The following is a 24,359-nucleotide window of genomic DNA, read 5'->3' on the forward strand; positions in this document are numbered from 1 at the left end:
AATTACAGAATACATAGGTCAACCCTGAAAACCGTTGTTTTTCATTCTGCCTTCTTCAAAACTATGTATAAATGTTAGTGGAGACGTTTCAAATTATAATTTGAAACCTATAAATTGTGTTTTAAGCACTCTTTTTCCTATATTCAGAAGGAGTAAGGCCGACCAAATTTTTGAATGCTCTATTAAAAGAAGTTTTGCTTTTAAAACCAGCTTCATACCCAATTGCTACGATTTTATACTCTTCGTAATTGGGATTATTCATTAATTTTTTAACTTCATTTATCCGATATAAGTTTAAAAAATTATTGAAATTCTTTTGAAAACATACATTCAGTACTTCAGAAATTTGAGGTATGTTCATATTTAATGCTTCAGCTAAATCAGATTGCTTCAAATCTTCATCCAGATATGGTTTTTGCTCTTCCATATACTGTAATATTCTTTCAGCATAAACATCTCGATCTTCTGGGCTTAAGGAAGAATTTTGGTATTTAGAAGAATTGTCTGATATCGATGTTAATACAAGACTTTCATTATTTTTTTTCAGCACAGTATTAAGCTTAGCTCTAAGACTTTGGTTTTCATTTTCCAAAAGCTGCTTATATTGTATTAAGTCAGTGGATTGTTTTTTTAACGAAATCCTTCTATTGAAAAAATATCCCCATATTCCCAAGATAAGGATAACACATAGTATAGAACCATAAATAATGATGTCTTTATTTTGTTTGGATAGTGATTTCTTCTGTTCTTTTAAAAGAGTTGTCTGTTCTGCGAGTTCTCTTTCTGCGATAATACGTTTACCTTCAGAAAGGGTATTTAAATAAGAATCTCTTAGTCCTTTGTATTTTTTATGTTCCGCTACACTCTTTTTTAAATCACCTTTTAATTCATACGCTTTTGCAAGATATTCATGAACATGCATTTCTAATTCTAGAAATTGGTTGTTTTTTGCAATTTCTTGGGCAATTGTAAGCATATGAATTGCTTCCGGAAGTTTATTAAGCCCTATAAATGATACTCCAATATGCAAATGCGATTCAGCCTTACTTTCTATCGATTCTTCTTCTGTTATTAATTGTAAAGCTAGTTCTGCATTGTGCATGGCTTCCTGGTATCTTTCTAATTTCACATACGAATCCGCCATGTTATTTAGAGCAGTTATTTTTAGATCATTCCTAGAAAGCTCGGTGGCAAAACTATCTACTTTTTGACTATATGCTAAAGACTCTTCATATTTTTTTTGATGCATCGCCGTAATGCCTAAAGCATTATATGAAGCAATCAATACTCGCTCCGGATTTTCGTGCCTTTTGGCAAGTTTTATGACCTTCTTGAAGGTTTGTGAAGCTTTATTATATTGACCAAGATTATTATACATATTGCCCAAATTGGCAAGAACAATAATTCTTGTTTTAGAATCCTCGGGTAATTCTTTTGCTATATCTAATGCATTAAGGTATTTTTTAAGAGACTCATCATACACATCTATATTACTATAATAAATACCTTGTCCTACAACAGCTAAAACTTCATCTTCTAATAGATTGTATTCTTTCGCTAATAGCTGCAAAGAATCTACATATTTCTTATACAATTCAAAATCTCCTTTTCGATATGCAGCTTGAGACACTTTTTGTAATGTCCTTACTTTTTTGACCTCAATAGAATCATTATCGGAAATCTGTGCCTGTATCGTATTATGAAAAAAAATAATAGATATCAAAAAAAGTATAGTACGCTTAAACATTGGGGTATTTATAATATAAATGAAGTGTAATATAAATAAAACTTATCTAAAATAATAAATCTTATACATTCGATCCTATTTAAATTTATTCAAATGTTAGTATGAATAATATCATTATTACGAGTAAAAACAGTAATTCATACTGATACATAAGTATAGCTTAAAATGAAATTTACACAAGTAACATTAGCACAAAAATACAATACAACACATTGATTTTCAATATTTAAATAAAAAATAGACATGTCTTTTGAACAAATACTCTGTTAGTATTTAATAAATTAAATTTATTAAATACATAATATATATAAATAAAAATTTATGATTAAAAAATCAGATATTTGTCTCATATACTAAATCAAATAAGATGGAAGACAACACGTTAATTCAAAAATCAAATAAGAAAAACATTCAGAAAGCCGTAAAAATTGCTATTGCCAAAGGTGATGGTATCGGTCCTGAAATTATGACCGCTACTCTGGATATTCTTAAGGCAGCAGGAGCCAAAATTGAACCTGAATTTATTGATCTAGGTGAGCAAGTATATTTATCCGGAAATACTGCAGGTATCAATGAAGAATCTTGGAAAATCATTAATCGTAATAAATTAATACTTAAAGCACCCATAACTACTCCTCAGGGAAAAGGATATAAAAGTTTAAATGTTACACTTAGAAAATCATTAGGACTATATGCCAATGTTCGCCCTGTAGGATCTTTACATCCTTTTGTCAAAACTAACTTTCCCAACATGGATGTTGTCATCATTCGTGAAAATGAAGAAGATCTATATGCAGGAATTGAACACCAACAAACCCAAGATGTGGTGCAATGTCTTAAGTTAATCACAAGACCTGGATGTGAACGAATAATTCGATATGCTTTTGAATATGCAAAAGCATATGGAAGAAAAAAAGTCACCTGCATGGTGAAGGATAATATTATGAAGTTAACAGATGGATTATTTCATCAGGTTTTTAAAGAAATATCATTAGAATATCCAGAAATAAAAAGTGAATCTCAGATTATTGACATAGGCTCTGCAAAATTAGCTGCTAATCCAGAAAACTATGATGTAATTGTAACTTCTAATCTATATGGAGACATCATTTCTGATATTGCTGCTGAAATTGCAGGATCTGTTGGACTAGCAGGTTCTGCAAATATCGGAACCAACGTAGCTATGTTTGAAGCTATACATGGTTCTGCACCTGATATCGCAGGAAAACAGATAGCAAACCCTTCAGGGCTAATCAACGCAGCAATATTAATGTTAGCACATATTGGTCAATCCGACATAGCAGATAAAATCAAAAATGCCCTCTTGAAGACAATAGAAGATGGGTATCATACTCAAGACATTTATCAATCCGGAATAAGTAAGAAAAAGGTATCGACACAAGAATTTGCCAACGAAATAATACTCAGATTAGGATTATCCCCTAAGAAATTATGCGTAAGCAGATTAGCAAAAGGTTCTGGAGTTATGAAAACCTTCGAATACAAAAGAAAAAAAGTAAATAAGTTACTGGTTGGTGTCGATGTATTTATCGACTGGATTGGTGCTAATCCAAAAGAAATTGGTGACGCCTTATCTAAGGTTAATGCATACAATATGAAACTAAAAATGATAACAAATAGAGGAGTAAAAGTATATCCTAACGGCTTAGAGGAAACATACTGCACGGATCATTGGAGATGTAGATTCGTAGCCTCGGATTCAGATATACAAAAAATTATTCCAAATTATAACCCTATTGACCAAGAGCAAATAATAGCTCTTTTATCCAAACTCCATAGCACAGGATTCGATGTAATCAAAACCGAAAACTTATACGAGTTTGACGGTAAAAGACGATTCTCTCTTGGACAAGGGGAATAGAGATTTATCATAAAAATCGAATTAGCTTATCCAAAGGCACTTTATTATTCTACAAACTCAACTAATTTTTTACAAACAGAATAATCTAGTGCCTTTTTTATCTTATTCTCTAAAATCATTAGCTACTACCTAAAAGAAGCTTAAATCATTTATCTAAACAAGCTATAATATCTAACAAATCAAAACACTTATAAGAAATGAACCCAATCAATAACAGTATCAAGTTAGTAGAAGGAACATATTCTCCAATTAACTCTGCAGATGTACTCTTATCTTTAATTGCAGATAAAATTAAGTTTCATAACTTGCAAATCTTAAGTGCTAAGAATAAGAACGATCTTCGGGTAATTCACGCCGAAATGAGAATTATCGAACTAAAGGCTTCTTGAGAATTGGTAACCAAATTGATCATACAAGCCCGTGACAAGGGACTTCATATGAAAATTGATGGAATAATAAATATTGAAATGTTTAAACAAGTTTAGTCTTACTATAGGTATTGTTTCCTTAACAACAAGAAGAGGTTTTAATTACTTGCTTGCGTAATATTCCTGAATCAAAAAAACCTAACTACTTATGATTTATTGTGGAGACAACGAAGCTTGTTCCTCTGTTGTTAATACACTTTTTTTTAACAATTTTTTTCAGATTTAGCCTACTTTAAAGGATTAGGCTTCTCTTTATAATCCTTGCTATTTCAGGAAATAAAATAACACGATCATATTCTTTATTTTCATAAATTATTTTAATTAAAATCATAATAAATATAAATAAAAATATATGAATTAGATTCATTAATTTAGAGAAATGAAAAATCAATTTCAAGTTAATCAAAAGCTATAGAAGATGAAAAAATCAATCAGTTTAACTATTTTTTTTATTGCCCTAAATATTATTGCTTATGGCAATACAAACGATCCTTCTTCTAAAATTTTTCTTGTTAAATGTTCTGATGATATAACCCAATTTTGTTTATATGGATATCCTATTAATAATGGTTTAAAAAGAGAATCGAGTGAAAATTATAAAAACTATCTCTATTTGGACTATACTGATATGGACTTTAAAAATCCAATACTTTCAGCACTTTTAAATAATAAAGAAATTCTAAAAATAAAATCGCGGGCAGCGCATATAAATGTTTTATTAGAAAGAAAACGTTCACAATATCAATTATATAAAGTAAGCATCTTTGGACAATTAACAAGTCCTGTAAATAACGAAATAAATCATCATAAAACTCAAACACCAAGGATGGAAGGCCTTGGAATACGTTTACGATTTTAAAAATGAACAATAAGTACTTTTAATTATTAAAAAATGAACTCATGAAAACTAATTTTTTCCTTTTGATTGGAGTGTTGATACTATGCTCTAATTGTGCAGTCATAAGACCTGGTGAAGCTGGAGTAAAACAGACATTAGGTAAATTTTCGGATAAAGTATCAACCCAAGGAACTGTAGCTTATAATCCTCTTGTTAGTAAAGTGATAAGAGAATCAACTCAAACGAAAAATATAAAGTTAGTTCTTAGCCTACCAAGTAAAGAGGGCCTTAGTGTTAATTCTGAAATTTCAATTTTATACCGTTTACAACAAAGTAAAATACCTTCAGTATTAGAAAATTTAGGTCAAGGATATGAATCTATAATTACTAGTGTATTCAGATCTGCTTCCTCGGATGTTTGTGCTCAATTTTTTGCAAAAGATATGCACTCAGGAATGCGTGCAAAAATAGAAGACGAAATCAAGGACAAAATGGAAGTAAACCTCAAAAAGCAAGCGGATGGTATTGAACTTATAGCCGTTTTGATGAAACGTATACAATTACCTAATGGATTAGCCAACTCTATTGAGCGAAAATTACAAGCTGAGCAAGACGCAATGCGAATGGAATTTGTGCTCCAACAAGCAAAATTAGAAGCAGAAAGAAAAGTAATAAATGCAGAAGGTGAAAGAGATGCTCAAAAAATTCTTTCAGAGGGATTAACACAAGAAATTATTAAGATTAGAAGTATTGAAGCATTTAACAAATTATCTGAATCACCTAACAGTAAAATAATTATCACCGATGGAAAAACTCCCTTATTGATTGATTCGGATGATTAACTTTAAAAAACATCTAATAGAACTTTCATAAATTAATTTCATCCAAAGAAAAAACCCTGATAAATAAATATTTATCAGGGTTTCCAGTACTCAAGGCGGGAATCGAACCCGCACGTCTTGCGACATTGGATTTTGAATCCAACGTGTCTACCAATTCCACCACTTGAGCCTTTCCAAGTAAATTGGACGGCAAAATTAAAAAAATATTTGATCACATCCATTAAATAAGTAATAAAATAAGACGAAGAGTAGAAATAAATTTTTAAATTTGCACCTTGTTTTTAGAAAATAAGTTTTAACTCATTACAAAACAACAATTTACCCTATGCCTAATTCAATTACAGAAGCAAAATTTTTTGCTTGTAACCAAAGTACAGAACTAGCAGAAAAGATAGTATCCGCATATGGGGCAAAATTAGGTAATGTAATTACATCAACATACAGTGATGGTGAGTTTCAACCTTCTTTTGAAGAGTCTGTTAGAGGATCAAGAGTCTTTATAATCGGATCTACACATCCTAGTTCGGACCATTTAATGGAAATGTTATTAATGTTGGATGCCGCAAAAAGGGCTTCAGCAAGACATATTACAGCCGTATTACCATATTACGGATGGGCACGTCAGGACAGAAAAGACAAACCAAGAGTTCCTATTGCAGCAAAATTAATTGCTAAAATGTTGGAAACTGCAGGTGCAACAAGAATTATAACTATGGATTTGCACGCAGATCAGATTCAGGGATTCTTCGAGAAACCTGTAGATCATTTATTTGCATCCACAATATTTTTACCATATCTGCAATCTCTTAATTTAGACAATCTAACCATCGCTTCGCCAGATATGGGTGGCTCCAAAAGAGCATATGCGTATTCTAAAGCACTAAAAAGTGATGTAGTAATCTGTTATAAACAACGTGCCAAAGCCAATACAATTTCGCATATGGAATTGATTGGAGATGTAACAGGTAAAAATGTAGTATTAGTAGATGATATGGTAGATACTGCAGGAACACTAACAAAAGCTGCTGACCTAATGATAGAAAGAGGTGCAAAAAGCGTAAGAGCAATTTGTACACACCCTATTCTTTCTGGAGGTGCTTATGAAAAATTAAAAAATTCGAAACTAGAAGAATTAATCGTTACTGATTCTATTCCTCTAAAACAAAAAAGTGAAAAAATTAGAGTCATAACTTGTGCTAATTTATTTGCAGATGTTATGAATAGAGTGCATCACAATAAGTCTATCAGCTCTAAATTTATAATGTAAATTAATAACTATTAATATATTTTAAAATGAAGTCATTAACAATCAATGCATCTCAAAGAGAAAGCGTAGGCAAGAAAGCAACAAAAGCCTTACGTAATGCTGGACAGGTACCTTGTGTTATTTACGGTGGAGACACTATTGTACACTTTGCAGCACCAGAAATTGCTTTCAAAAATTTAGTGTACACTCCGGACGTTCATACCGTGGTAATAGCGTTGGATAATGGTACAAAGGTAAATGCTATCTTACAGGATATTCAATTTCACCCTGTAACCGATAGAATCTTACACATCGATTTTATTCAGATTTTTGATGACAAACCGATCACCATTGCTCTTCCTTTCAAAACGACAGGAAATTCTAAAGGTGTTCGTAATGGTGGTGTATTACGTTTTAACCTAAGACGTATCACAGTAAAAGGACTAGCTTCTAAATTACCAGACGTGTTAGAAGGAGATATTACCAATCTAAAAATAGGAAACAAATTATATGTTACGGATGTAGCTAGTGAGGATTTTACAATTCTACACCCAGAAAACACAGTAATTTGTATGGTGAAAACTTCTCGTACAGCAGTTACGGATGATGAGGAAGATGAAGAAACTGAAGGAGAAGCAACAGCTGCAGAAGCACCAGCTGCTGAAGCTTAATCTTTTCTTTAAAAAGAAAACAATCAAAAAGCATTCTGATTTTATTTTCAGAGTGCTTTTTTTATTTTTACACTGATTTCAGGATGGCGTTCCCTCCGTTACACTTCGGTCGGGCTATTCGCTGTATCTTTTTTATTGTACTCTTCGAGAGCCTCAGAGCATAACAAAAAAGGATGCCGCTGCTATCCCTTACGCAAAACCAATACACATATGCTTTCTATTTTTAGAAAATGGTTTTCAAAAAAAGATGAAAAGGAAGAAACTCAAGAAGAACTCATGAAAAAATTTCTTGTTGTAGGTCTCGGTAATATAGGACCTAAATATCACAATACACGTCATAATATAGGGTTTAGAATTCTAGATGCATTAGCAAAAGAAGAAAGCTTGTCTTTCGAAACTGAAAAACTAGGAGACCTCACAACCTATAAACATAAAGGGCGCACAATAGTATTGCTAAAACCAAATACCTATATGAATCTTAGCGGAAAAGCTGTGAGATATTGGTTAACTAAAGAAAAAGTTCCTCTTGAAAATCTTTTAGTCATTACAGACGACATCAATCTATCTTTTGGTACCATTAGAGTAAAAGCAAAAGGTAGCGCAGGTGGACATAATGGTCTTAAGGATATCGAGGCTCAACTCAACACCTCTAAATATTGTAGATTTAGGTTTGGTGTAGGAGCAGAATTCAGCAAAGGCAGACAAGTGGACTACGTTTTAGGAGAGTGGGATTCTGAAGAAGAAGCTGCTATGCCAGAACGATTAGATAAAGGAATTGCATTGATCAAATCCTTTGCAACTGCAGGATTAGCAAATACTATGAATACCTTTAACGGAAAATAAGTAGTAGATCTCACAACATTTCCTTAATTTTATAGCTAACAATTTTTAATACATTACCAACGTATTAAGAGCAAAATAAACCTAGATTACAATAAATGGTTTTACAAAAATCAGTCTTCTTGAAACGAAATACACCTATCGAATCGACATTAATTATAGTGTATAATAATGAATTCTTCCTGACAATCGAACACAAATAAAGACGAAGGATGAAACGCTATACAGACGCCAAAACATATGATAACCATACACCATCGGTTGTAACTATTGGAACCTTTGATGGAGTTCATATTGGACACAAAAAAATAATCGAAAGATTGGTTGAAGCCGCCAAGCGAAACAATCTGGAGTCAGTAATTCTTACCTTTTTTCCACATCCAAGAATGGTTTTGCAAAAGGATACAAATATAAAGCTGATTAATACTATCGAAGAACGGATCCAGATATTAGAAAAAACGGGATTAGATAGTTTAGTAATCCATCCTTTTACTAAAGAATTCTCTCGTCTTTCGGCTAAGGAGTATGTTGAAGAAATGTTAGTTAACAGACTAAATCTGCGTCACGTTATTATTGGCTACGATCATCGTTTTGGACGTAATCGCAATTCTAATATTACGGATCTAGCCTCTTTTGGTATTCAGAATGATTTTACGGTAGAAGAAATCTCAAAACAGGACATAGATGATGTAGCAGTTAGCTCTACTAAAATTCGTGAGGCTTTACTCGACGGAGATATTATAAAGGCTAATAGGTACCTTGGATATAATTTCATGCTTACCGGAAAAATAATAAAAGGAAAAGAATTAGGACGTAAATTAGAATATCCAACAGCGAACCTACACATAGAAGAAGATTATAAACTTATTCCAAAAAAAGGAGTATACGTTGTAAAATCCCAGATCAATAATAAAACATATTTTGGGATGATGAATATTGGTAATAATCCAACCGTAAATGGAAAACACCAAACCATCGAAACCCATTTTTTTGACGCTTCATTTAACTTATACGAGAAAAAGATTCAAATTGAGATGCTCATACGGATAAGAGATGAGAAAAAATTTGATTCTATAGAAGCTTTAAAAAATGCAATGCAAGAAGATGAAGACTTTTCTAGAGATTATATAAATTCTATGGTATGATCAATCGTTGGTTATTTACACAAATAGATAATAGTGCTTTAATCATATTTAGGATTTTTTTTGGATTTCTAATTGCAGCAGAATCCTTTGGAGCTATTCTTACCGGTTGGGTTAGAAGAACTCTTGTAGAACCTCAATTTACTTTTAACTTTATTGGTTTAGATTTTCTGCAACCGCTCCCCGGAAATGGGATGTATTTCTATTTTGCCTTAATGGGTATTTTCGGAATATTTATTATGATAGGTTTTAAATATCGCTGGAGCATGATTGCCTATACAGTTCTATGGGCCGGTGTTTACTATATGCAAAAGTCATCCTACAACAATCATTATTACCTATTACTGCTGCTATGCATTCTTATGAGTACGTTACCTGCTGGGAATTATTTCTCTATAGATGTTAAGAAAAATCCGGCGCTTAAAAGAATATCCATGCCTCGATGGTGTATTTTATTTATTATTATCCAATTATGGATTGTATACACATATGCATCTGTCGCTAAATTATATCCGGATTGGTTAGATTATACCGTGGCAAGAAATTTAATGCTTTCCAGAGCAAATTATCCTATTGTTGGAGAATTATTACAACAACATTGGACACATGTGAGTATTACGTATTTTGGGATTTTATTCGATCTACTAATCATTCCTTTATTACTATGGAGGAGAACCCGTCTCACGGCTTTTATTATCAGTATCTTTTTTCACCTGTTTAATTCTATTGTATTTCAGATTGGGATATTCCCATACTTGTCATTAGCATTTACCGTATTTTTCTTTTCCAAAGAACGCATCCATCGCATTTTTATGCCGAAAAAAGAGTTTTATACAGCAAATGAGTTAATCATTCCTTCTTACCGGAAATTTTTGATCCCAGCATTGACAATTTGGTTTGTGGTTCAACTTGCTTTACCAATTCGTCATTGGTTCATTCCGGGCGATGTTTTATGGACAGAAGAAGGTCACAAATTAAGCTGGAGAATGATGCTTCGTGGGCGATCAGGGTCTACTGATTTTTATATTGAGCATAAGGATAATCCCGAAAAAAAGTTAAGAATAGATAAGAATCAATATCTTTCCAAAAAACAGCGTCGTTTAGTAAATACTAAACCTGATGCGATTTGGCAGTTTGCACAATTTCTAAAAAAAGAATACCTAAAAGAAGGGAAGGATATAGCAGTATACGTTAGGAGTAATGTATCTGTTAATGGAAAAAAACTAAAAGTTTTAATCGATCCTGATGTAGATTTAACAAGTGTAGCGTGGAATTATTTTACAACCAATCCTTGGGTAATTAAATATGATGAGGAATAGACATCTTTATATATTTATCATACTGATTTCATTTTCTGTGAATGCGCAGGAGAAGAAAGACTGGTACTCTGCTTTTGGCAAGACTCCTGCGCTTGTAGATTCATATCTTTATAAAGAATTAAAAAATGCCAAAGATTTTCAGACAAGAGCAAAATTAATCGATACGATTGCATCCATTCATATTCAAACAGGGATTACAGATTCTATTATATATTACGGAAACCTGCTTCAAGATGAAGTAATGTCTCAAAAAGAATTGCTTCTAAATCGTAATCTCTATTTATCTAAAGCCTATCATATTCTCGGAAAAGGAAAACTGGAAAAAGGCCTTTATGACGATGCTATGAAACATCACTTCGATGGCATTGAAATATCTCCTATTGAGGAGATGGAAAAAATGCATAATCTGCATCAGATTGCTTTAGGGGTTGTGTATCTGCATCAATTGGAAGTCGAAACTGCGCTATCGATATTTGAAACCTGCATAAAAAATACTGAAGATAAAGAGGTATTGCTTTTAGCAATAAAATATAAAGCAGATATACTCTTATTTCAGAAAAAAACGGAAGAAGCTAAAGAAAACTATAAGAAAGCACAAGAACTTCTTCTTACTCAAAAAAATATTAAAGTTGATTTAGACATTAAAATAAGACTTGGTAGAATTGATGTTTTCGAAAACAAACTGGAACAAGGTCTAGAACATTTTATATCCGTGAAAGACCAGGCCTTAAAACATAACTTCTATGACCTTTATATAGATGCAGTAATTCGAGTCGGAATTATTTATTATAGACAAGGACATCTAGAGGCTTCGCAAATGGTATTATCTACTGCCTATGCAAACACCTTACAATGGAATAAACTCGAGCTACAACGCGACGTAATTAAGGTACTTAGGAATATAGAAGTTGCAGAAAAAGATTATGAGAATGCCTATAACCTTATGACTCAATATGTCTCTATTTCTAACCAAATTCTGGAGAATCAGAATAAAGTTATTGCAAAGGAAATGGAAGCTAAATATCAAACGTTACAAAAAGAAAAAGAGATACTATCCCTTAAGGAAGAACAACTACTCAAAGAAAGTGAGATTAAAAGACAGCGAACCATCAAAAAAGCATTTTTGATTGGTTTTCTGGTTGTATTAATCCCTGTAATTGCCTTGTTATTTTTATACTTCCAGAAATTAAAAACACAAATAGCACTAAACAAGTCTCAAAAAGAGGTGAATTCTCAAAAAGTGTATGGGTTAATGAAAGATCAGGAACTTAATCTCGTGAAAGCAACTATGGATGGACAAAATAAAGAACGTAGACGTCTAGCCAGGGAATTACACGATAGTATTGGAGGTAATCTGGCAAGTATCAAATTACAACTTTCTTCTAATACTAGTAACAATGAAAGTATACAGACTAAAATATTAAATCAAATAGACGAAACATATCATCAAGTGCGTGATTTATCTCATAATCTTGCTTCAAAAAAGTTTCAAAACAATGGAATTTCAACCTTAATAAAGGAATACGTAAATAATATAGAACAAGGTAGTAAACAAAAAATTTCTTTCAATCCTCATCCTGAGGAAAAAATTAATGAAATAGAAAACCCTTTAAAAGAGGAGCTTTTCAAAATAATTCAGGAATTATTAACGAATACATTAAAACACGCCAAAGCGGATCAAATAGATATTTATCTTAATCAATATCAGACGATACTGCAGCTTCTTTTTGAGGATAATGGCATCGGCTTTAATTCAGAAAAGATGGCTGAGGGTATTGGTTTTAAGAACATCAAAAACCGACTTCATTCTCTATCAGGTAATATGGTCATAGATTCTACTATTGATAGAGGTACTGTAATCAATATAGAAATTCCGGTATCCTAACAAATAAAAAAATCTTCTAGAGATCTATTAACTACAAACAGGATAATCTTCGTTTTAATCCTTAGTCATGAACCAATAAAAATAGAGATTGTAAATCCAAATTATCGGATTGTTTAATAATATTTCAGTTGGTCGATAGTAAACTGGACTTGATCTACAGAAACTTTACTTCTATCCAATTCTAAAGAAATATTAAGAGAACCTACACTATTTTTACATCAGAGAAAATAACAAAATAGTGTTGTTAGTATGAAACATAAAATAAGCAACTAAGATTTGCCTCTAGAAAGAAACATATAATACAAACTTAAAAATATTGCCCCCAAAACCTCACATCGTCATATTACCCAAAAGCTATGCCTCACAGCGTAGCTTTTTAGTATTAACCTAACATCAAAACACCTATTCTACAGAAAAGAATTCTTTTAAATAAAAATACGATTTACTCTCTCAACCAAGTATCTGGATCTAAATAAAACATTTTTCGATTTCCTTGTATAATATCAGGATCTCGTAACCACCAATATGGAAAGGGTGTCGTGATGGCATAATGTAAATGTGGTGGTTTACCTACGGCATTACCAGTATTACCTACTGTTCCTAATTTAGTTCCTGACGCTACAGGCTGAAACGGAAATGCATCTACCTCATCCAGATGCGCATAATAATGAAACCGCCACTTAGGACCTAACACCATAACCGTCTTCCCTCCTTTACCACCTTCATACGTATAGATTACTATCCCATAAGTGGCTGAGATCACATCAGTGCCTTTTTCCTTAAAAATATCAATACCCTTATGCGTAATGGAACTTCCCCAAGGATAGGCCCAAAAGGAATTATCGTCCCAATCCTTAGTCGTAGCTCCTTTTATCGGAATAATCATTTTTTGTGGTAATAGAAACCCTAAACCAATTACTAACATTGGTATTAATGTAAATTTTCGAGTTCTTTTATTCCTATACAAAGAACCTATAAGGATTAAAAGTGATGCTAAAAAACGCCTGGTCGTAGTAGTGATCATATACTAAATATACGATATATACTCCTATATTTTGAAGCTAATAAAACTAGAAGAAAAAACGAGGTTCCCCCTTTCAGAAAACCTCGCTAACAATTAATCTACAACAAACAGTTTCCCATAAAACAGGGAACCGGACACCATTGATTTGTGGTATGAGAATTACCTCCTGTACACCAATAGACATTTCCTTTAGCTTTAATTTGCTGTTGTTCAGATTTACTTAGCACTCTACCGAAATCTAAAATTGATTTTTTCATGAGTAACTTAATTTAAAATTGTGGAATTAATATTCAGGACAACACATTCCACTTTGAACCCTACCAAGACATCTACCACCTGGAAAAGGAGATCCATTAGATGTTCCAGCAGCGGCATATGAACAAACTTCTCCTCTTGAATCCACCCATTCTACAACATAATTACTAGTACATCCACAAGCCTCGAAACCTCCTCGCATTCCTCCTGAAATTTCTTTCTGTTCGGATTTACTAATTACTTTCCCTAAGTTTAACAATGATTTTTTCATAAGTAATAATTTAAAAAATGATTAAGCCCTGAACATTTTACGACACTCAAGGTTTGTGTCCATTCCAATACCCCACATTTGATTTATTATTCCCTGTATCACTGTCATTTATATTTAAAAACTCACAGGTCTACATACCATCAATGCAAGAATTGAAAAACATAACAGGGAATTTTTACTTTTTTTTCAAATTCTTTTTTTAATTACTTTTAGCATATCTAAAAAACATTAGAGATTTCCATACAAAATGCTGGAACAATCAATACAAAAATTTGAGAGGAAATCACTATTTACATGAGTGACAAGAAGTTAAAAAAGATAATAGAACAAGCTATTCAAGGAAATGAATTAGCTTTTGATCATTTCCTTCAAGATGTATTTAAAAAATTGAAGCCACAACTCTTATCCCTAACTAATTCTGAAGCCGAAGTTCAAGATGTTTTTATAGTTTCAATGCAAAAATTCTGGGAACGATTTATTGTAAATCAAGAACAATTACCTAAAAATAGCACTGCATATATATATATTATGTGTAAGAATGCCTGGTTAATCTCCAAACGCAATCTTTGGAATTCTTTTACTTTAAAAGATGATCTAAACCAGTTAAAAGATAAAGAGGAGGTAACTTATGAGAATACACAAGATACTATTAAAGATTTAGAACAAGAGTGGTTACAAAAAAGAGCGTTATCAGAAGCATTAGAAAGTTTATCTCCTAAATGCAAAACATTGATGGAATCAGAAATAGATCCTGAAATAAAATTAAAAGATTTACAACAACGACTCGGATTTCAGAACTATCAAGCTTTAGTACAAGCAAAATACAATTGTAAAAAGAGACTGATTAAAAAGGTTTATGAGATATTTGACCAGTTAATAACATATAAGTAAGATGGAAGAAAGAGACACCGAAGACATATTACTTATTTCAAGATATTTTGACCTTGATCTTTCTGAAGAAGAAATGATCGAATTTGATAAAAGAATGATCCAGGATCCTTCTTTTAAACTTAAAGTGAAAAAATTCTCAAAAAGCAAAAACCTTGTAAATCAATTTGTTAAAAATAAAAAACAGGAACAACGAACTAATAAATGGAAGGAACTAATCTCTGACAAACAAACTACTTCTACATCTTATCAAGCTTTTAAATGGATCGGAGGCATTGCAGCTATCTTTGTGATTCTAATTTCTTCTTGGTATTACATTCATCAATCTAACAATACCGATTTGGATAAATTGACTGATTATGCCTGGAATAGAAAAGTAGGATTTGAGAATTATTTGGTAAGAAATAACAATGCAGAACCTTCTAAAAAAATAATACTAGAAGCTTATAAATATTTTGAGAAAAAGGAATACGATCTTACAATTCGTACGCTTAAAAAATATAATACTTCGCAATTATATTATGAAGATGCATTACTCATACGCGCATTATCAAAACATAAAACAGACCATACTACTATTGCGTTGCAAACATTGGATTCATTAATCAATCTACCATCAAAACGTCTTTACAAAGAAGCATTATGGTATAAAGGTTTGATCTATATGGATATAAAAGATCTAGAATCGGCAAAAAAATACCTTGATATTCCTAATGACAAAAATTCTGAAATACGATTAAAAGAAACTTCTAATTAATTTTTTTCTAAAAATCAATAGTATTGCGATACTAGATAAACCAATAATAAAATAGAGCATCCAATTGGATGATGCAGGACTATCAATTTCTAAAGGTGAATTATCTCCTAGCACATAAAATGCTCCCCAATACAATGGATGATTCGTAAATACATCTGCCGTTTTTATATATTGAATTTTCGCCTGTTGTAATGCACTGGCTTTATCCATTCCATTATTCAGATTCTGATAAAAATTTTTCATAACATCAGGTGTCGTTTTATCAGGAACTTCCCAACTAGTTAACAAAAGACTCTTAGTGCCAGCATACTGAAATGCGGTACCTAAACTAAGGACACCTTCACCTTTGGCTATTTTTCCTACACCTGTATTGCAGGCGGTAAGTACTGTTAAATCAGATGGAATATTCAAAGCGTATAACTCATGACTGTATAGCAAGTTATCCTCTATCGAATCTTTGGCCTTAGTAAAATAAATCCTAGAATTTCCTGGATTTTCATTGTCCACTTCTCCGTGTAAAGCTAAATGTAATATACTATACTGATTAGCATTCTTCTTAAAATTTGATTCTACCGCCTCTGAACCGAAAAAATAATTTCCTTTTACAATATTTGCTATAGCTCTTATTTCATTACGTGTTCCTGGTAAATCTTCTTTAGAATTTCTAAACTTTTCAAAATCTAATACATCTCCATCTCCAATGTCATCTTCATTAGAAAAAGAAAATGCAAGACACTCTTTTCGAAGTTGATTTTCTTTTGTTCTTCTGTTATGAGAACGAAATAAAATATTCGCAGAATTGGCATAACTAATTGCATATTCATAAAGCAAATATGGTAATTCATTCATTACATCTTTTTCGGGTTCAGTAGTCAACATCAAATCAAAATTAAGATACCATAGAGATTCATCTGGAACAATAATTAGATGTTCTCCTCTAAAATTCTTTCTTATGGGGCTGATAAGTTCGTTATATAGTTGTAATCCTTCTTTTATATATTCATCTGTGTTTTTAAGAGTAATACTTTTTCTGAAGTTTTCTATTTTTTTATCAAGTTCAGCTATCGATAATTCTTCTACTACAGCAGTATTCTTAGTAATTATAAAGGCATATACTGTATTTTGCTCTACAAAATATTCTAAGAACGTTGCGTTTTCGTTCAGTTTATTTTGTATTTCCACAATCGATACTACTTCACTTTCATACTTCAGTTGGTAATATTTAGGATATTCTTTTTCCAGCACAGTTTTTAATGAATCTTGCTTTCTAGAAATATCGAGAATTTCATTTTCTACCGCAGAAATATTTGTATCCGAATTACTCTTTTCCGTTTTCTGTTGAGATAATTTAGATGTAGCATCTGCCTTTACTTTTCTCAAGTTCTTTTCTAAAACCAACAGCTCTTTAGGCAAATTAGAATATCCTTTTGCATTCGCTTCATTCAACAAATCCTTTAAAAAACCAGCTTTACTTTTTTCAGAATAATTAAAAGCGCTGCTGATAGATTCGTTTGTGTTTGGATCCAACAATAACTGTGTAGAGATATTCCCAAAAAAGACATTCTTTGCATCTCGTGCAAATGTCATCTTGTCCTCCTTGTTAAATTGAGTACGTCTAATCATTTCTATCAATCGACTAGCTTTTTCGTAGGCAGTGGCACTTTCTTTTAGCATTTGCACATCGTTTTCTTTCTTATGCAGCGTGTTTAACACAAATGCTTTACGTTCTAAAGATGTCAGTAACCTTGTTGGGCTTAAAAACATATCAAACTCTCCCTGCTCTATTCCAACAATATTATCAGGTTGTTTATTTGCTAAAATTGCCTTTTCTAAATAGTCTAATGCTTTTTTATATTGTTTTTTAGATATTTCGAAAGTAGCTATAAGGTTATAAGATTCGACTACATAAAAATTATGCTCACCAAAAATTTTTAACCTAATATCAAGTCCTTTATTCGCATATTCAAATGCTTTTTCATATTGATCAATTTCGTGATACAGCTCGCCTAAATAAGAATAGAAATAAGCTGTTCTAACATTATTTTCTCCATAGACTTTTCGTGCTAAAACAAGTGCTTTTTTGATGTAAGACACTCCTTCTTCTCCTCTTATCAATAAACCCTTTAAGCTATATGGTAAAGCAAGGTTAGGAAAATCATCTCCAAAAGCTTGTAAGCATATCTTTATCGTTTTATCTAAATGAAATAGTGATTTTTCCTTGATTTTTTGAGCATAATAAATATTCGCAATATTATAATGCATTCGCACCTGATCAGGATGATCTGCCCCCAATTGTAATTCGCTTAAGTGAAGGGATTTTATATAATACTCCAGGGCTCTATTATATTCGTTTTTGTAATTATACATCAATCCGATATTGTTGTATAAATCAACAAAATAAAAATTATCTGATTTATAAATCTTGTTAGCAATACCCAAAGCTTTTTCCAGATATGCTAAGGTATCATCATATAATCCTTGCTCGTAAAAAACATTACCAATTTGTCGATAAATTTCTGATATTTCTATAGTTTCCTCGATACTCGTTTTTCTTCTAATCTCAAGTGCTTTTTCGAAATATTCTAGGGCCTCTTTATACAGTCCTTTATTGGTATAAACCGTTCCCAAATTAAAATAAGATATTGCAAAATCAAGATGATCTTTTGTTAGGTTTTCTGATCGTAACCGAAAAGCCTTGTTGTAATAATCCAGAGCAATTGCAAAATCAGAACCACTAATTCTGTGATAAGTACCTATATTATCTAAGGTGGCAGCTTTCACCTTAGCATTATCAGGTATTCTGGTTTCACTAATTGCTAAAGCTCTTTCCGCATGGTAAATTGTTTTTTCAAAATTGAAGGTGCTAATATAATTCCCTGATATTTTATTATGACTATCCGCTAATTGACTCCAAGATCTAGTGTTTTTGTATATCGATATCGCCTTTTCAAAATATATAACTGATTCTTTATAATTTCTATAATACAATAATGAATCTCCTTTTTTATAATAGGAATCAGCTGCAATAGTGTCTTTGGATATTTGTGAATACCCTGTTTTGCAAATCAAACAAATAAGTATCAAAAGAGTCCAGCTGAAAACCTGTGTGAGTTTAAGTGTCATTTATGAGTTTTAAGAAATAAAGTAAAAGTAACCAAAATTAAAAGTTCATTTTTTATTTATTAAAACCTTATTATGTATACAAAAAACGGTGTGTCTTCATAAACCTTTTTAAGAGAAAGATACTTTTTTTAAAAAAATCTTTCTAGTTCATACAAAACCCACACTTTTCTTTAAATTTGCTGCTTTAACGCGAAAGGGATAGCAGCGGCATCCTTTTGTTTTTTCCTATGATAACTAGGATTACAAAAACAAAAGATATAGCGGATAGCCCGGCCACGAGGAAACGAGTGGAATCGCCCAAAACAAATCACATGTTACTTGTACAACAAATTATAGCAAACAAAGAGGAGTATATTAAAGCGCTGGCTAAAAGGAATTTTGATGCTGCTCCTATTCTGGAAAAGGTAATTAATCTGGATGAAGAAAGACGTGCTACTCAGGCAAAACTGGATAATACACTTGCTGATTCTAATAAATTATCCAAAGAAATCGGAATGCTATTTAAAAATGGTGAAGTAAAAAAAGCTACTATTTTAAAAGAAAAAACAAGTCAACTTAAAGAAAGTTCTAAAGATTTATCGAACAGTTTATCTGGTATCCAAGATGAATTAACAAATTTATTATACACAATTCCTAATGTTCCTCATGCTTCTGTTCCTGATGGACAAAGTGAAGATGATAATGAAGAAGTATTTAGAGAAGGAGATATTCCTGTTCTGGAAGAGGGAGCTTTACCTCATTGGGAATTGGCTAAAAAATATAACATCATTGATTTTGAACTTGGTGTAAAGATTACAGGAGCTGGATTCCCAGTTTACAAAGGGAAAGGTGCCAGATTACAACGTGCTTTAATCAGTTATTTTCTAGATAAAAACACAGAAGCTGGTTATAAGGAATATCAGGTTCCGCATTTGGTTAATGAAGCTTCGGGTTATGGTACTGGACAATTACCAGATAAAGAAGGACAAATGTATCATGTTACTGCAGATGATCTTTACCTAATCCCTACGGCCGAAGTACCAGTTACTAATATGTTTAGAGATGAATTAGTAAATGAAAATGACCTCCCTATTTGTTGTACAGGATATACACCCTGTTTCAGAAGAGAGGCTGGTTCTTATGGAGCTCACGTTCGTGGATTGAATCGTTTACATCAATTTGACAAAGTAGAAATTGTGCGTATCGAAAAACCAGAAAATTCATATGAAGCATTGGACGGAATGGTAGATCATGTAAAAAAGCTTCTTAAAGAATTAAAATTACCATATCGTATCTTACGTCTTTGTGGAGGAGATATCGGATTTACTGCTGCCCTAACCTATGATTTTGAGGTGTTTTCTACAGCACAGGATCGTTGGTTAGAAATAAGTTCTGTATCTAATTTCGAATCCTACCAAGCTAATCGTCTCAAATTGAGATTTAAAGACACCAATAGTAAAAATCAGTTGGCGCACACTCTTAACGGTAGTTCATTAGCATTACCAAGAGTATTAGCAGGTATTTTAGAAAACTACCAAACTCCAAACGGTATCAAAATCCCGGATGTTTTAGTTCCTTACTGTGGATTCGAATACATTGATTAGTCAATTAGACTACAAATAGTTTAACAGTCCCAATAACAAAATATCAAAGCGCATTTTGCTATATTTACAAAAAAACTTGCAATATGCGCTTTATCGTATTCTATATAGCCTTATTTTTTGCGATCCCAGTGTTTGGCCAATCCGAGCAGCTGGCAAAGAATTATATGCAGCAAGGTAAATACGAAAAAGCACTTTCTGTATATCAGAAGCTATATAATAAAAACCCCAATCGCACCAACTATCTTTTAGGGCTAGTGGAATCACACCAGCAATTAGAGCAATTCGATAAGGCAGAAAAAATCCTACAAAAACAAATTGAAAAAAAGCCTAACAATGCACAACTACTTGTAGAATTAGGGCATCATTACGAAGTTCAGGAAAATGCTGTAAAAGCAAAAACATATTATGATAAAGCCTTAAAAAAATTTAATGGCAACAATCTAAATGCAGCATATTCTCTTGGTCAAAGTTTCGAAAAATATAATCTCCTCGATCAGGCAGCTTTAATCTATGAAAAAGGAATGGCTTCTAATCCTGGCGCTAATTTTAATGTCCAACTTGCTAAAATATACGGTGAGCAAGGTAAGCTAGAAAAAATGTTTGATAGCTATCTTTCCCTACTTCAGCTACAACCTAACTATAAGAATGTTGTTCAGAGAAATTTTAATCAATATATTACAGATGACCCGTTAAACGAAGCCAATGTTATTTTCAGAAAATTACTAATAAAAAAGCTTCAACAAAATCCAGATATTATTTACAATGAGATGCTTAGCTGGCTTTTTGTGCAGCAAAAAGATTTCAAAAAAGCTTTTGTACAAGAAAAAGCTATTTACAAACGTAAAGATGAAGGATTACAAGGTATTATTGGACTCGCTCGAATTGCTATAGGAGCTAAAGATATAAAGTCCGCAACACAAATTTTAGATTACATTCTAGAAGCACCTGCCGGAAATGACTTGAAACTAACCGCTCATAAAATTATTCTGAAAGCCAAAACTGACCTTGCCGACAAGAAAGAATATAAAGCGATTAATCAACAATATAACACGATTTTCGAGACGTATGGAAAATCCAGAGAAACTATTGGATTGCAAATTGATTATGCACATTTCCTAGCCTTTAATCAAGATAGGAAACAGGAAGCTGCTGATTTTCTTAAACGATTATTAGATAAAGAAAAACTTTCCAGATTTCAATCTTCTAGGGCCAAAATGAAAATTGCAGATATTCTTGTTTTAGATCAAAAATTTAACCAGGCACTTATTTATTACACCCAAGTACAAAACGCTTTGAAAAATAATTTTCTAGCTCAAGATGCTAGATTCAAAGTAGCAAAAACAAGTTATTACAAAGGTGATTTTGCATGGGCACAAACGCAATTAGATGTACTGAAATCATCTACCTCTCAGTTAATTGCCAATGACGCAATGGAATTGAGTCTTATCATAAGTGACAATTCATTAGAAGATTCAACGCAGACCGCATTAAAGATTTTTGCGAAAGGTGACTTATTAGCTTTTCAGAATAAAAATCAAGAAGCTATCGCCAAATACGGAGAAATACTTGTCAATCATAAAGGTGAAAAAATTGAGGATGAAACATTTCTACGACAAGCAAAATTGTTCGAAAAAGAAAAACAGTTTGAAAAAGCGAAAGTAAACTACCTAAAGATTATAGAATTCTACCCTGATGACATTCTTGTTGATGATGCCTATTATTGGCTTGCAGAATTATATGTAAATGTGCTACAACAACCGGAAAAGGCTAAAGAATTATACGAGAAACTAATCTTTAATCATGCAGATAGTATTTATTTTGTAGATGCCAGAAAAAAATACCGAACCTTACGAGGCGATGCCATTAATTAGTAGGTCACGAAGTTGCCAATTTTCTTTTAGTATATCGTGCTATCAGAAAAAATAGCGCTCTAAAAAAGATGGTGAAAGTAATATCCATGCTTATAGTAATTAGGTTGCTTTCATTATTTTCAATTCTATTTCTTTTACCTAGTGTTTTCGAATATATTGATGATATGAGCAATTCATCGTATAAATAAATCTTGTGCATTTACAAAAGTAATCTTATAAAGTAGTAAGTCGAAATAGAAACTTTTTTTGATTCGATACAGAAAAAAATGTCCATCATTAATCCTAAATTATCTATTTTCAGAAGGAGAACTTCGCTATAGTTTTGTAGTATTATTAATTATAATAAAAAAAATATGAAATTCGCATTATTAGTAAGACTACAAGCAAAAACAGGAAAAGAGCAAGAAGTAGCAAACTTTATTACAAACGCGCTTCCTTTAGCTATTGATGAACCCGATACGATTACTTGGTATGCCATCAAAATTGATTCTTCTACTTTTGGTATCTTTGATACTTTCCCTCACGAAGAAGGAAGACAAGCACATTTAACTGGGAAAATTGCTAATGCACTTATGGCAAATGCATCTGAATTATTAGCTGAAGAACCTACAATTGAAAAAGTGGAAATATTAGCTTCAAAAAAGCAAATGAGTTAATTTTTAAATCTATAACTGAAGATTAACTTAACCCACTTAATCTTCAGTTATTTAAGTTATTTTCAGAGTGAAAAACAAGGCATCAACACTTATCAATGAGACAAATGGAGAACTAGCATTTAAGCTATTTTCATTTAGTGATGATAGTAATTTTGACCATATTCAAAGGCATAATTATTATTCTATCATACTTATTCTTATAGGTGAAGCTCAGTTACAAATAGAACTAGAAAAATATATAATCCCAAATAAAACAGTTATTTGTATTTCTCCATACCAACCCTATTCTTTAAAATCCATCAAAAACATTTCTGGAATTGTATTAAATTTTCACTCCGACTTTTTTTGCACCTATAAACATCAAAATGAGATCGAAACAGAAGGAGTATTGTTTCATAGTATTTTTGGGCGTTGCTTTTTCAATTTATCAAATGAAGAAACACTTCTAAATATTATTACCCAAATGGAATTAGAAATTACACAAGGCAAAATAGGACAACACGAATCACTTGTATCTTATTTGAAGATATTTCTTATTTCAATCTTAAGAATAAAAAAATTAGATACAAATAGTGCAAAAATATCATCTAAAGAGAATAGTAAACCCCAGATTTTACAATCATTAATATATTCTATCGAAACGAATTACAAAAAAAACATACCCCAAAAGACTATGCTGAAATTCTAAACATTTCTTCTAGTGTTTTAGGTAAACTTGTTAAAGAATATTTTAACAAAACACTAACCAAACTAATAGCACAGCGAATAGTTGTCGAAGCAAAAAGAGAACTATATCTTACGTCAAAATCGGTAAAAGAAGTGGCTTTTTTACTCGGATATGAAGATGAATATTATTTCAGTAGATTTTTTAAAAAACAAGTAGGAGTCTCTCCTAATATTTATCGTAAAACAGTAGGTTTTGCAAAGCAGGAGAGTTAATTAAAAACACATAACAACGTATCCTAATTAATTGCTAGGGTATTATATTTAGTATCCTTTTGCTATTTTTAGTTGTGCTATTCGTGCAACTAGCCGTGTACAAACAAATAATAACAGTCATAATAATAGTAGTAAATCTTGGTTAAAGGTAT

The 24,359-nt window shown here is 31.9% G+C and carries 22 protein-coding genes and 1 tRNA gene; 17 read left to right on the forward strand and 6 right to left on the reverse strand.

The window, feature by feature from the left end; all coding sequences use genetic code 11:
• Window positions 1–121: 121 nt before the first annotated feature.
• Window positions 122–1,747, reverse strand: coding sequence for an AraC family transcriptional regulator (locus D1818_RS12470; RefSeq protein ID WP_118459333.1), 1,626 nt, complete (start codon window positions 1,745–1,747; stop codon window positions 122–124).
• 367 nt (window positions 1,748–2,114) lie between these two features.
• Here D1818_RS12470 and D1818_RS12475 point away from each other — a divergent pair, with 367 nt between their 5' ends.
• The 4 genes from D1818_RS12475 (at window position 2,115) to D1818_RS12490 (ending at window position 5,737) form a co-directional block, all read left to right on the forward strand.
• Window positions 2,115–3,629, forward strand: coding sequence for an NADP-dependent isocitrate dehydrogenase (locus tag D1818_RS12475; RefSeq protein ID WP_118459334.1), 1,515 nt, complete (start codon window positions 2,115–2,117; stop codon window positions 3,627–3,629).
• A gap of 197 nt (window positions 3,630–3,826) precedes the next feature.
• Window positions 3,827–4,018 (forward strand): hypothetical protein, encoded by a 192-nt coding sequence (locus D1818_RS12480; protein WP_118459335.1) that lies wholly within the window; start codon window positions 3,827–3,829, stop codon window positions 4,016–4,018.
• A gap of 457 nt (window positions 4,019–4,475) precedes the next feature.
• Window positions 4,476–4,916, forward strand: coding sequence for a hypothetical protein (locus D1818_RS12485; RefSeq protein ID WP_118459336.1), 441 nt, complete (start codon window positions 4,476–4,478; stop codon window positions 4,914–4,916).
• 41 nt (window positions 4,917–4,957) lie between these two features.
• A complete protein-coding gene (locus D1818_RS12490) occupies window positions 4,958–5,737 on the forward strand; it encodes a prohibitin family protein (protein WP_118459337.1) in 780 nt (259 codons plus the stop codon).
• Window positions 5,738–5,824: 87 nt separating this feature from the next.
• On the opposite strand, the gene D1818_RS12495 is transcribed toward D1818_RS12490, so the two are convergent.
• Window positions 5,825–5,906, reverse strand: a tRNA-Leu gene (locus D1818_RS12495).
• A 156-nt stretch (window positions 5,907–6,062) separates the two neighbouring features.
• On the opposite strand from D1818_RS12495, the gene D1818_RS12500 reads away from it, so the two are divergent.
• The 6 genes from D1818_RS12500 to D1818_RS12525 all read left to right on the forward strand — a co-directional run bounded on the left by D1818_RS12500 (window position 6,063) and on the right by D1818_RS12525 (window position 12,840).
• Window positions 6,063–7,004 (forward strand): ribose-phosphate pyrophosphokinase, encoded by a 942-nt coding sequence (locus D1818_RS12500; protein ID WP_118459338.1) that lies wholly within the window; start codon window positions 6,063–6,065, stop codon window positions 7,002–7,004.
• Window positions 7,005–7,030: 26 nt separating this feature from the next.
• A complete protein-coding gene (locus D1818_RS12505) occupies window positions 7,031–7,654 on the forward strand; it encodes a 50S ribosomal protein L25/general stress protein Ctc (RefSeq protein ID WP_118459339.1) in 624 nt (207 codons plus the stop codon).
• A 210-nt stretch (window positions 7,655–7,864) separates the two neighbouring features.
• Window positions 7,865–8,497 (forward strand): aminoacyl-tRNA hydrolase, encoded by a 633-nt coding sequence (pth, locus tag D1818_RS12510; protein WP_118459340.1) that lies wholly within the window; start codon window positions 7,865–7,867, stop codon window positions 8,495–8,497.
• 209 nt (window positions 8,498–8,706) lie between these two features.
• Window positions 8,707–9,639: a bifunctional riboflavin kinase/FAD synthetase gene (locus D1818_RS12515; RefSeq protein WP_118459341.1), complete on the forward strand. Its 933-nt coding sequence runs from the start codon at window positions 8,707–8,709 to the stop codon at window positions 9,637–9,639.
• Window positions 9,636–10,955, forward strand: coding sequence for an HTTM domain-containing protein (locus D1818_RS12520; protein WP_118459342.1), 1,320 nt, complete (start codon window positions 9,636–9,638; stop codon window positions 10,953–10,955). The genes D1818_RS12515 and D1818_RS12520 overlap by 4 nt, the downstream gene beginning before the upstream one ends.
• Window positions 10,942–12,840, forward strand: a complete 1,899-nt coding sequence (locus tag D1818_RS12525; RefSeq protein WP_118459343.1) for a histidine kinase — start codon at window positions 10,942–10,944, stop codon at window positions 12,838–12,840. The genes D1818_RS12520 and D1818_RS12525 overlap by 14 nt, the downstream gene beginning before the upstream one ends.
• Before the next feature lie 442 nt (window positions 12,841–13,282).
• Here D1818_RS12525 and D1818_RS12530 read toward each other — a convergent pair whose 3' ends face one another.
• From D1818_RS12530 to D1818_RS12535, 3 genes are all read right to left on the reverse strand, one after another.
• On the reverse strand, window positions 13,283–13,864 hold the full coding sequence (locus D1818_RS12530) for a M23 family metallopeptidase (RefSeq protein WP_118459344.1): 582 nt from the start codon (window positions 13,862–13,864) through the stop codon (window positions 13,283–13,285).
• 98 nt (window positions 13,865–13,962) lie between these two features.
• Window positions 13,963–14,121, reverse strand: coding sequence for a hypothetical protein (locus tag D1818_RS25325; RefSeq protein ID WP_158596912.1), 159 nt, complete (start codon window positions 14,119–14,121; stop codon window positions 13,963–13,965).
• Between the two features lie 26 nt (window positions 14,122–14,147).
• On the reverse strand, window positions 14,148–14,390 hold the full coding sequence (locus D1818_RS12535) for a hypothetical protein (RefSeq protein WP_118459345.1): 243 nt from the start codon (window positions 14,388–14,390) through the stop codon (window positions 14,148–14,150).
• 294 nt (window positions 14,391–14,684) lie between these two features.
• Here D1818_RS12535 and D1818_RS12540 point away from each other — a divergent pair, with 294 nt between their 5' ends.
• Both D1818_RS12540 and D1818_RS12545 read left to right on the forward strand, forming a co-directional pair.
• Complete coding sequence (locus tag D1818_RS12540) at window positions 14,685–15,281, forward strand: RNA polymerase sigma factor (protein ID WP_118459346.1); 597 nt, start codon at window positions 14,685–14,687, stop codon at window positions 15,279–15,281.
• 1 nt (window position 15,282) lies between these two features.
• Window positions 15,283–16,035: a tol-pal system YbgF family protein gene (locus D1818_RS12545; RefSeq protein WP_118459347.1), complete on the forward strand. Its 753-nt coding sequence runs from the start codon at window positions 15,283–15,285 to the stop codon at window positions 16,033–16,035.
• Here the strand turns inward: D1818_RS12545 and D1818_RS12550 are convergent.
• On the reverse strand, window positions 16,015–19,158 hold the full coding sequence (locus D1818_RS12550) for a CHAT domain-containing protein (RefSeq protein WP_118459348.1): 3,144 nt from the start codon (window positions 19,156–19,158) through the stop codon (window positions 16,015–16,017). The genes D1818_RS12545 and D1818_RS12550 overlap by 21 nt on opposite strands.
• 311 nt (window positions 19,159–19,469) lie before the next feature.
• Here D1818_RS12550 and serS point away from each other — a divergent pair, with 311 nt between their 5' ends.
• The 5 genes from serS to D1818_RS25610 all read left to right on the forward strand — a co-directional run bounded on the left by serS (window position 19,470) and on the right by D1818_RS25610 (window position 24,207).
• Window positions 19,470–20,741: a serine--tRNA ligase gene (serS, locus tag D1818_RS12555; protein WP_118459349.1), complete on the forward strand. Its 1,272-nt coding sequence runs from the start codon at window positions 19,470–19,472 to the stop codon at window positions 20,739–20,741.
• A gap of 83 nt (window positions 20,742–20,824) precedes the next feature.
• On the forward strand, window positions 20,825–22,612 hold the full coding sequence (locus tag D1818_RS12560) for a tetratricopeptide repeat protein (RefSeq protein WP_118459350.1): 1,788 nt from the start codon (window positions 20,825–20,827) through the stop codon (window positions 22,610–22,612).
• A 353-nt stretch (window positions 22,613–22,965) separates the two neighbouring features.
• Window positions 22,966–23,268 carry a putative quinol monooxygenase gene (locus D1818_RS12565; RefSeq protein WP_118459351.1) on the forward strand — a complete coding sequence of 101 codons (303 nt, stop codon included), beginning with the start codon at window positions 22,966–22,968 and terminating at the stop codon, window positions 23,266–23,268.
• A gap of 67 nt (window positions 23,269–23,335) precedes the next feature.
• Complete coding sequence (locus D1818_RS12570) at window positions 23,336–23,956, forward strand: AraC family ligand binding domain-containing protein (protein ID WP_199726266.1); 621 nt, start codon at window positions 23,336–23,338, stop codon at window positions 23,954–23,956.
• Window positions 23,957–23,958: 2 nt separating this feature from the next.
• Window positions 23,959–24,207, forward strand: coding sequence for an AraC family transcriptional regulator (locus D1818_RS25610; RefSeq protein WP_233558513.1), 249 nt, complete (start codon window positions 23,959–23,961; stop codon window positions 24,205–24,207).
• Window positions 24,208–24,359: the final 152 nt, after the last annotated feature.

The sequence above is a fragment of the Aquimarina sp. BL5 genome (genome assembly GCF_003443675.1).
Classification (GTDB): Bacteria; Bacteroidota; Bacteroidia; order Flavobacteriales; family Flavobacteriaceae; genus Aquimarina.

Coding starts and splice junctions, on each gene's coding strand:
- D1818_RS12470 (WP_118459333.1), bottom strand. CDS start 1,747: ATGTTTAAGCGTACTATACTTTTTTTGATATCTATTATTTTTTTTCAT.
- D1818_RS12475 (WP_118459334.1), top strand. CDS start 2,115: ATGGAAGACAACACGTTAATTCAAAAATCAAATAAGAAAAACATTCAG.
- D1818_RS12480 (WP_118459335.1), top strand. CDS start 3,827: ATGAACCCAATCAATAACAGTATCAAGTTAGTAGAAGGAACATATTCT.
- D1818_RS12485 (WP_118459336.1), top strand. CDS start 4,476: ATGAAAAAATCAATCAGTTTAACTATTTTTTTTATTGCCCTAAATATT.
- D1818_RS12490 (WP_118459337.1), top strand. CDS start 4,958: ATGAAAACTAATTTTTTCCTTTTGATTGGAGTGTTGATACTATGCTCT.
- D1818_RS12500 (WP_118459338.1), top strand. CDS start 6,063: ATGCCTAATTCAATTACAGAAGCAAAATTTTTTGCTTGTAACCAAAGT.
- D1818_RS12505 (WP_118459339.1), top strand. CDS start 7,031: ATGAAGTCATTAACAATCAATGCATCTCAAAGAGAAAGCGTAGGCAAG.
- pth (WP_118459340.1), top strand. CDS start 7,865: ATGCTTTCTATTTTTAGAAAATGGTTTTCAAAAAAAGATGAAAAGGAA.
- D1818_RS12515 (WP_118459341.1), top strand. CDS start 8,707: ATGAAACGCTATACAGACGCCAAAACATATGATAACCATACACCATCG.
- D1818_RS12520 (WP_118459342.1), top strand. CDS start 9,636: ATGATCAATCGTTGGTTATTTACACAAATAGATAATAGTGCTTTAATC.
- D1818_RS12525 (WP_118459343.1), top strand. CDS start 10,942: ATGATGAGGAATAGACATCTTTATATATTTATCATACTGATTTCATTT.
- D1818_RS12530 (WP_118459344.1), bottom strand. CDS start 13,864: ATGATCACTACTACGACCAGGCGTTTTTTAGCATCACTTTTAATCCTT.
- D1818_RS25325 (WP_158596912.1), bottom strand. CDS start 14,121: ATGAAAAAATCAATTTTAGATTTCGGTAGAGTGCTAAGTAAATCTGAA.
- D1818_RS12535 (WP_118459345.1), bottom strand. CDS start 14,390: ATGAAAAAATCATTGTTAAACTTAGGGAAAGTAATTAGTAAATCCGAA.
- D1818_RS12540 (WP_118459346.1), top strand. CDS start 14,685: ATGAGTGACAAGAAGTTAAAAAAGATAATAGAACAAGCTATTCAAGGA.
- D1818_RS12545 (WP_118459347.1), top strand. CDS start 15,283: ATGGAAGAAAGAGACACCGAAGACATATTACTTATTTCAAGATATTTT.
- D1818_RS12550 (WP_118459348.1), bottom strand. CDS start 19,158: ATGACACTTAAACTCACACAGGTTTTCAGCTGGACTCTTTTGATACTT.
- serS (WP_118459349.1), top strand. CDS start 19,470: ATGTTACTTGTACAACAAATTATAGCAAACAAAGAGGAGTATATTAAA.
- D1818_RS12560 (WP_118459350.1), top strand. CDS start 20,825: ATGCGCTTTATCGTATTCTATATAGCCTTATTTTTTGCGATCCCAGTG.
- D1818_RS12565 (WP_118459351.1), top strand. CDS start 22,966: ATGAAATTCGCATTATTAGTAAGACTACAAGCAAAAACAGGAAAAGAG.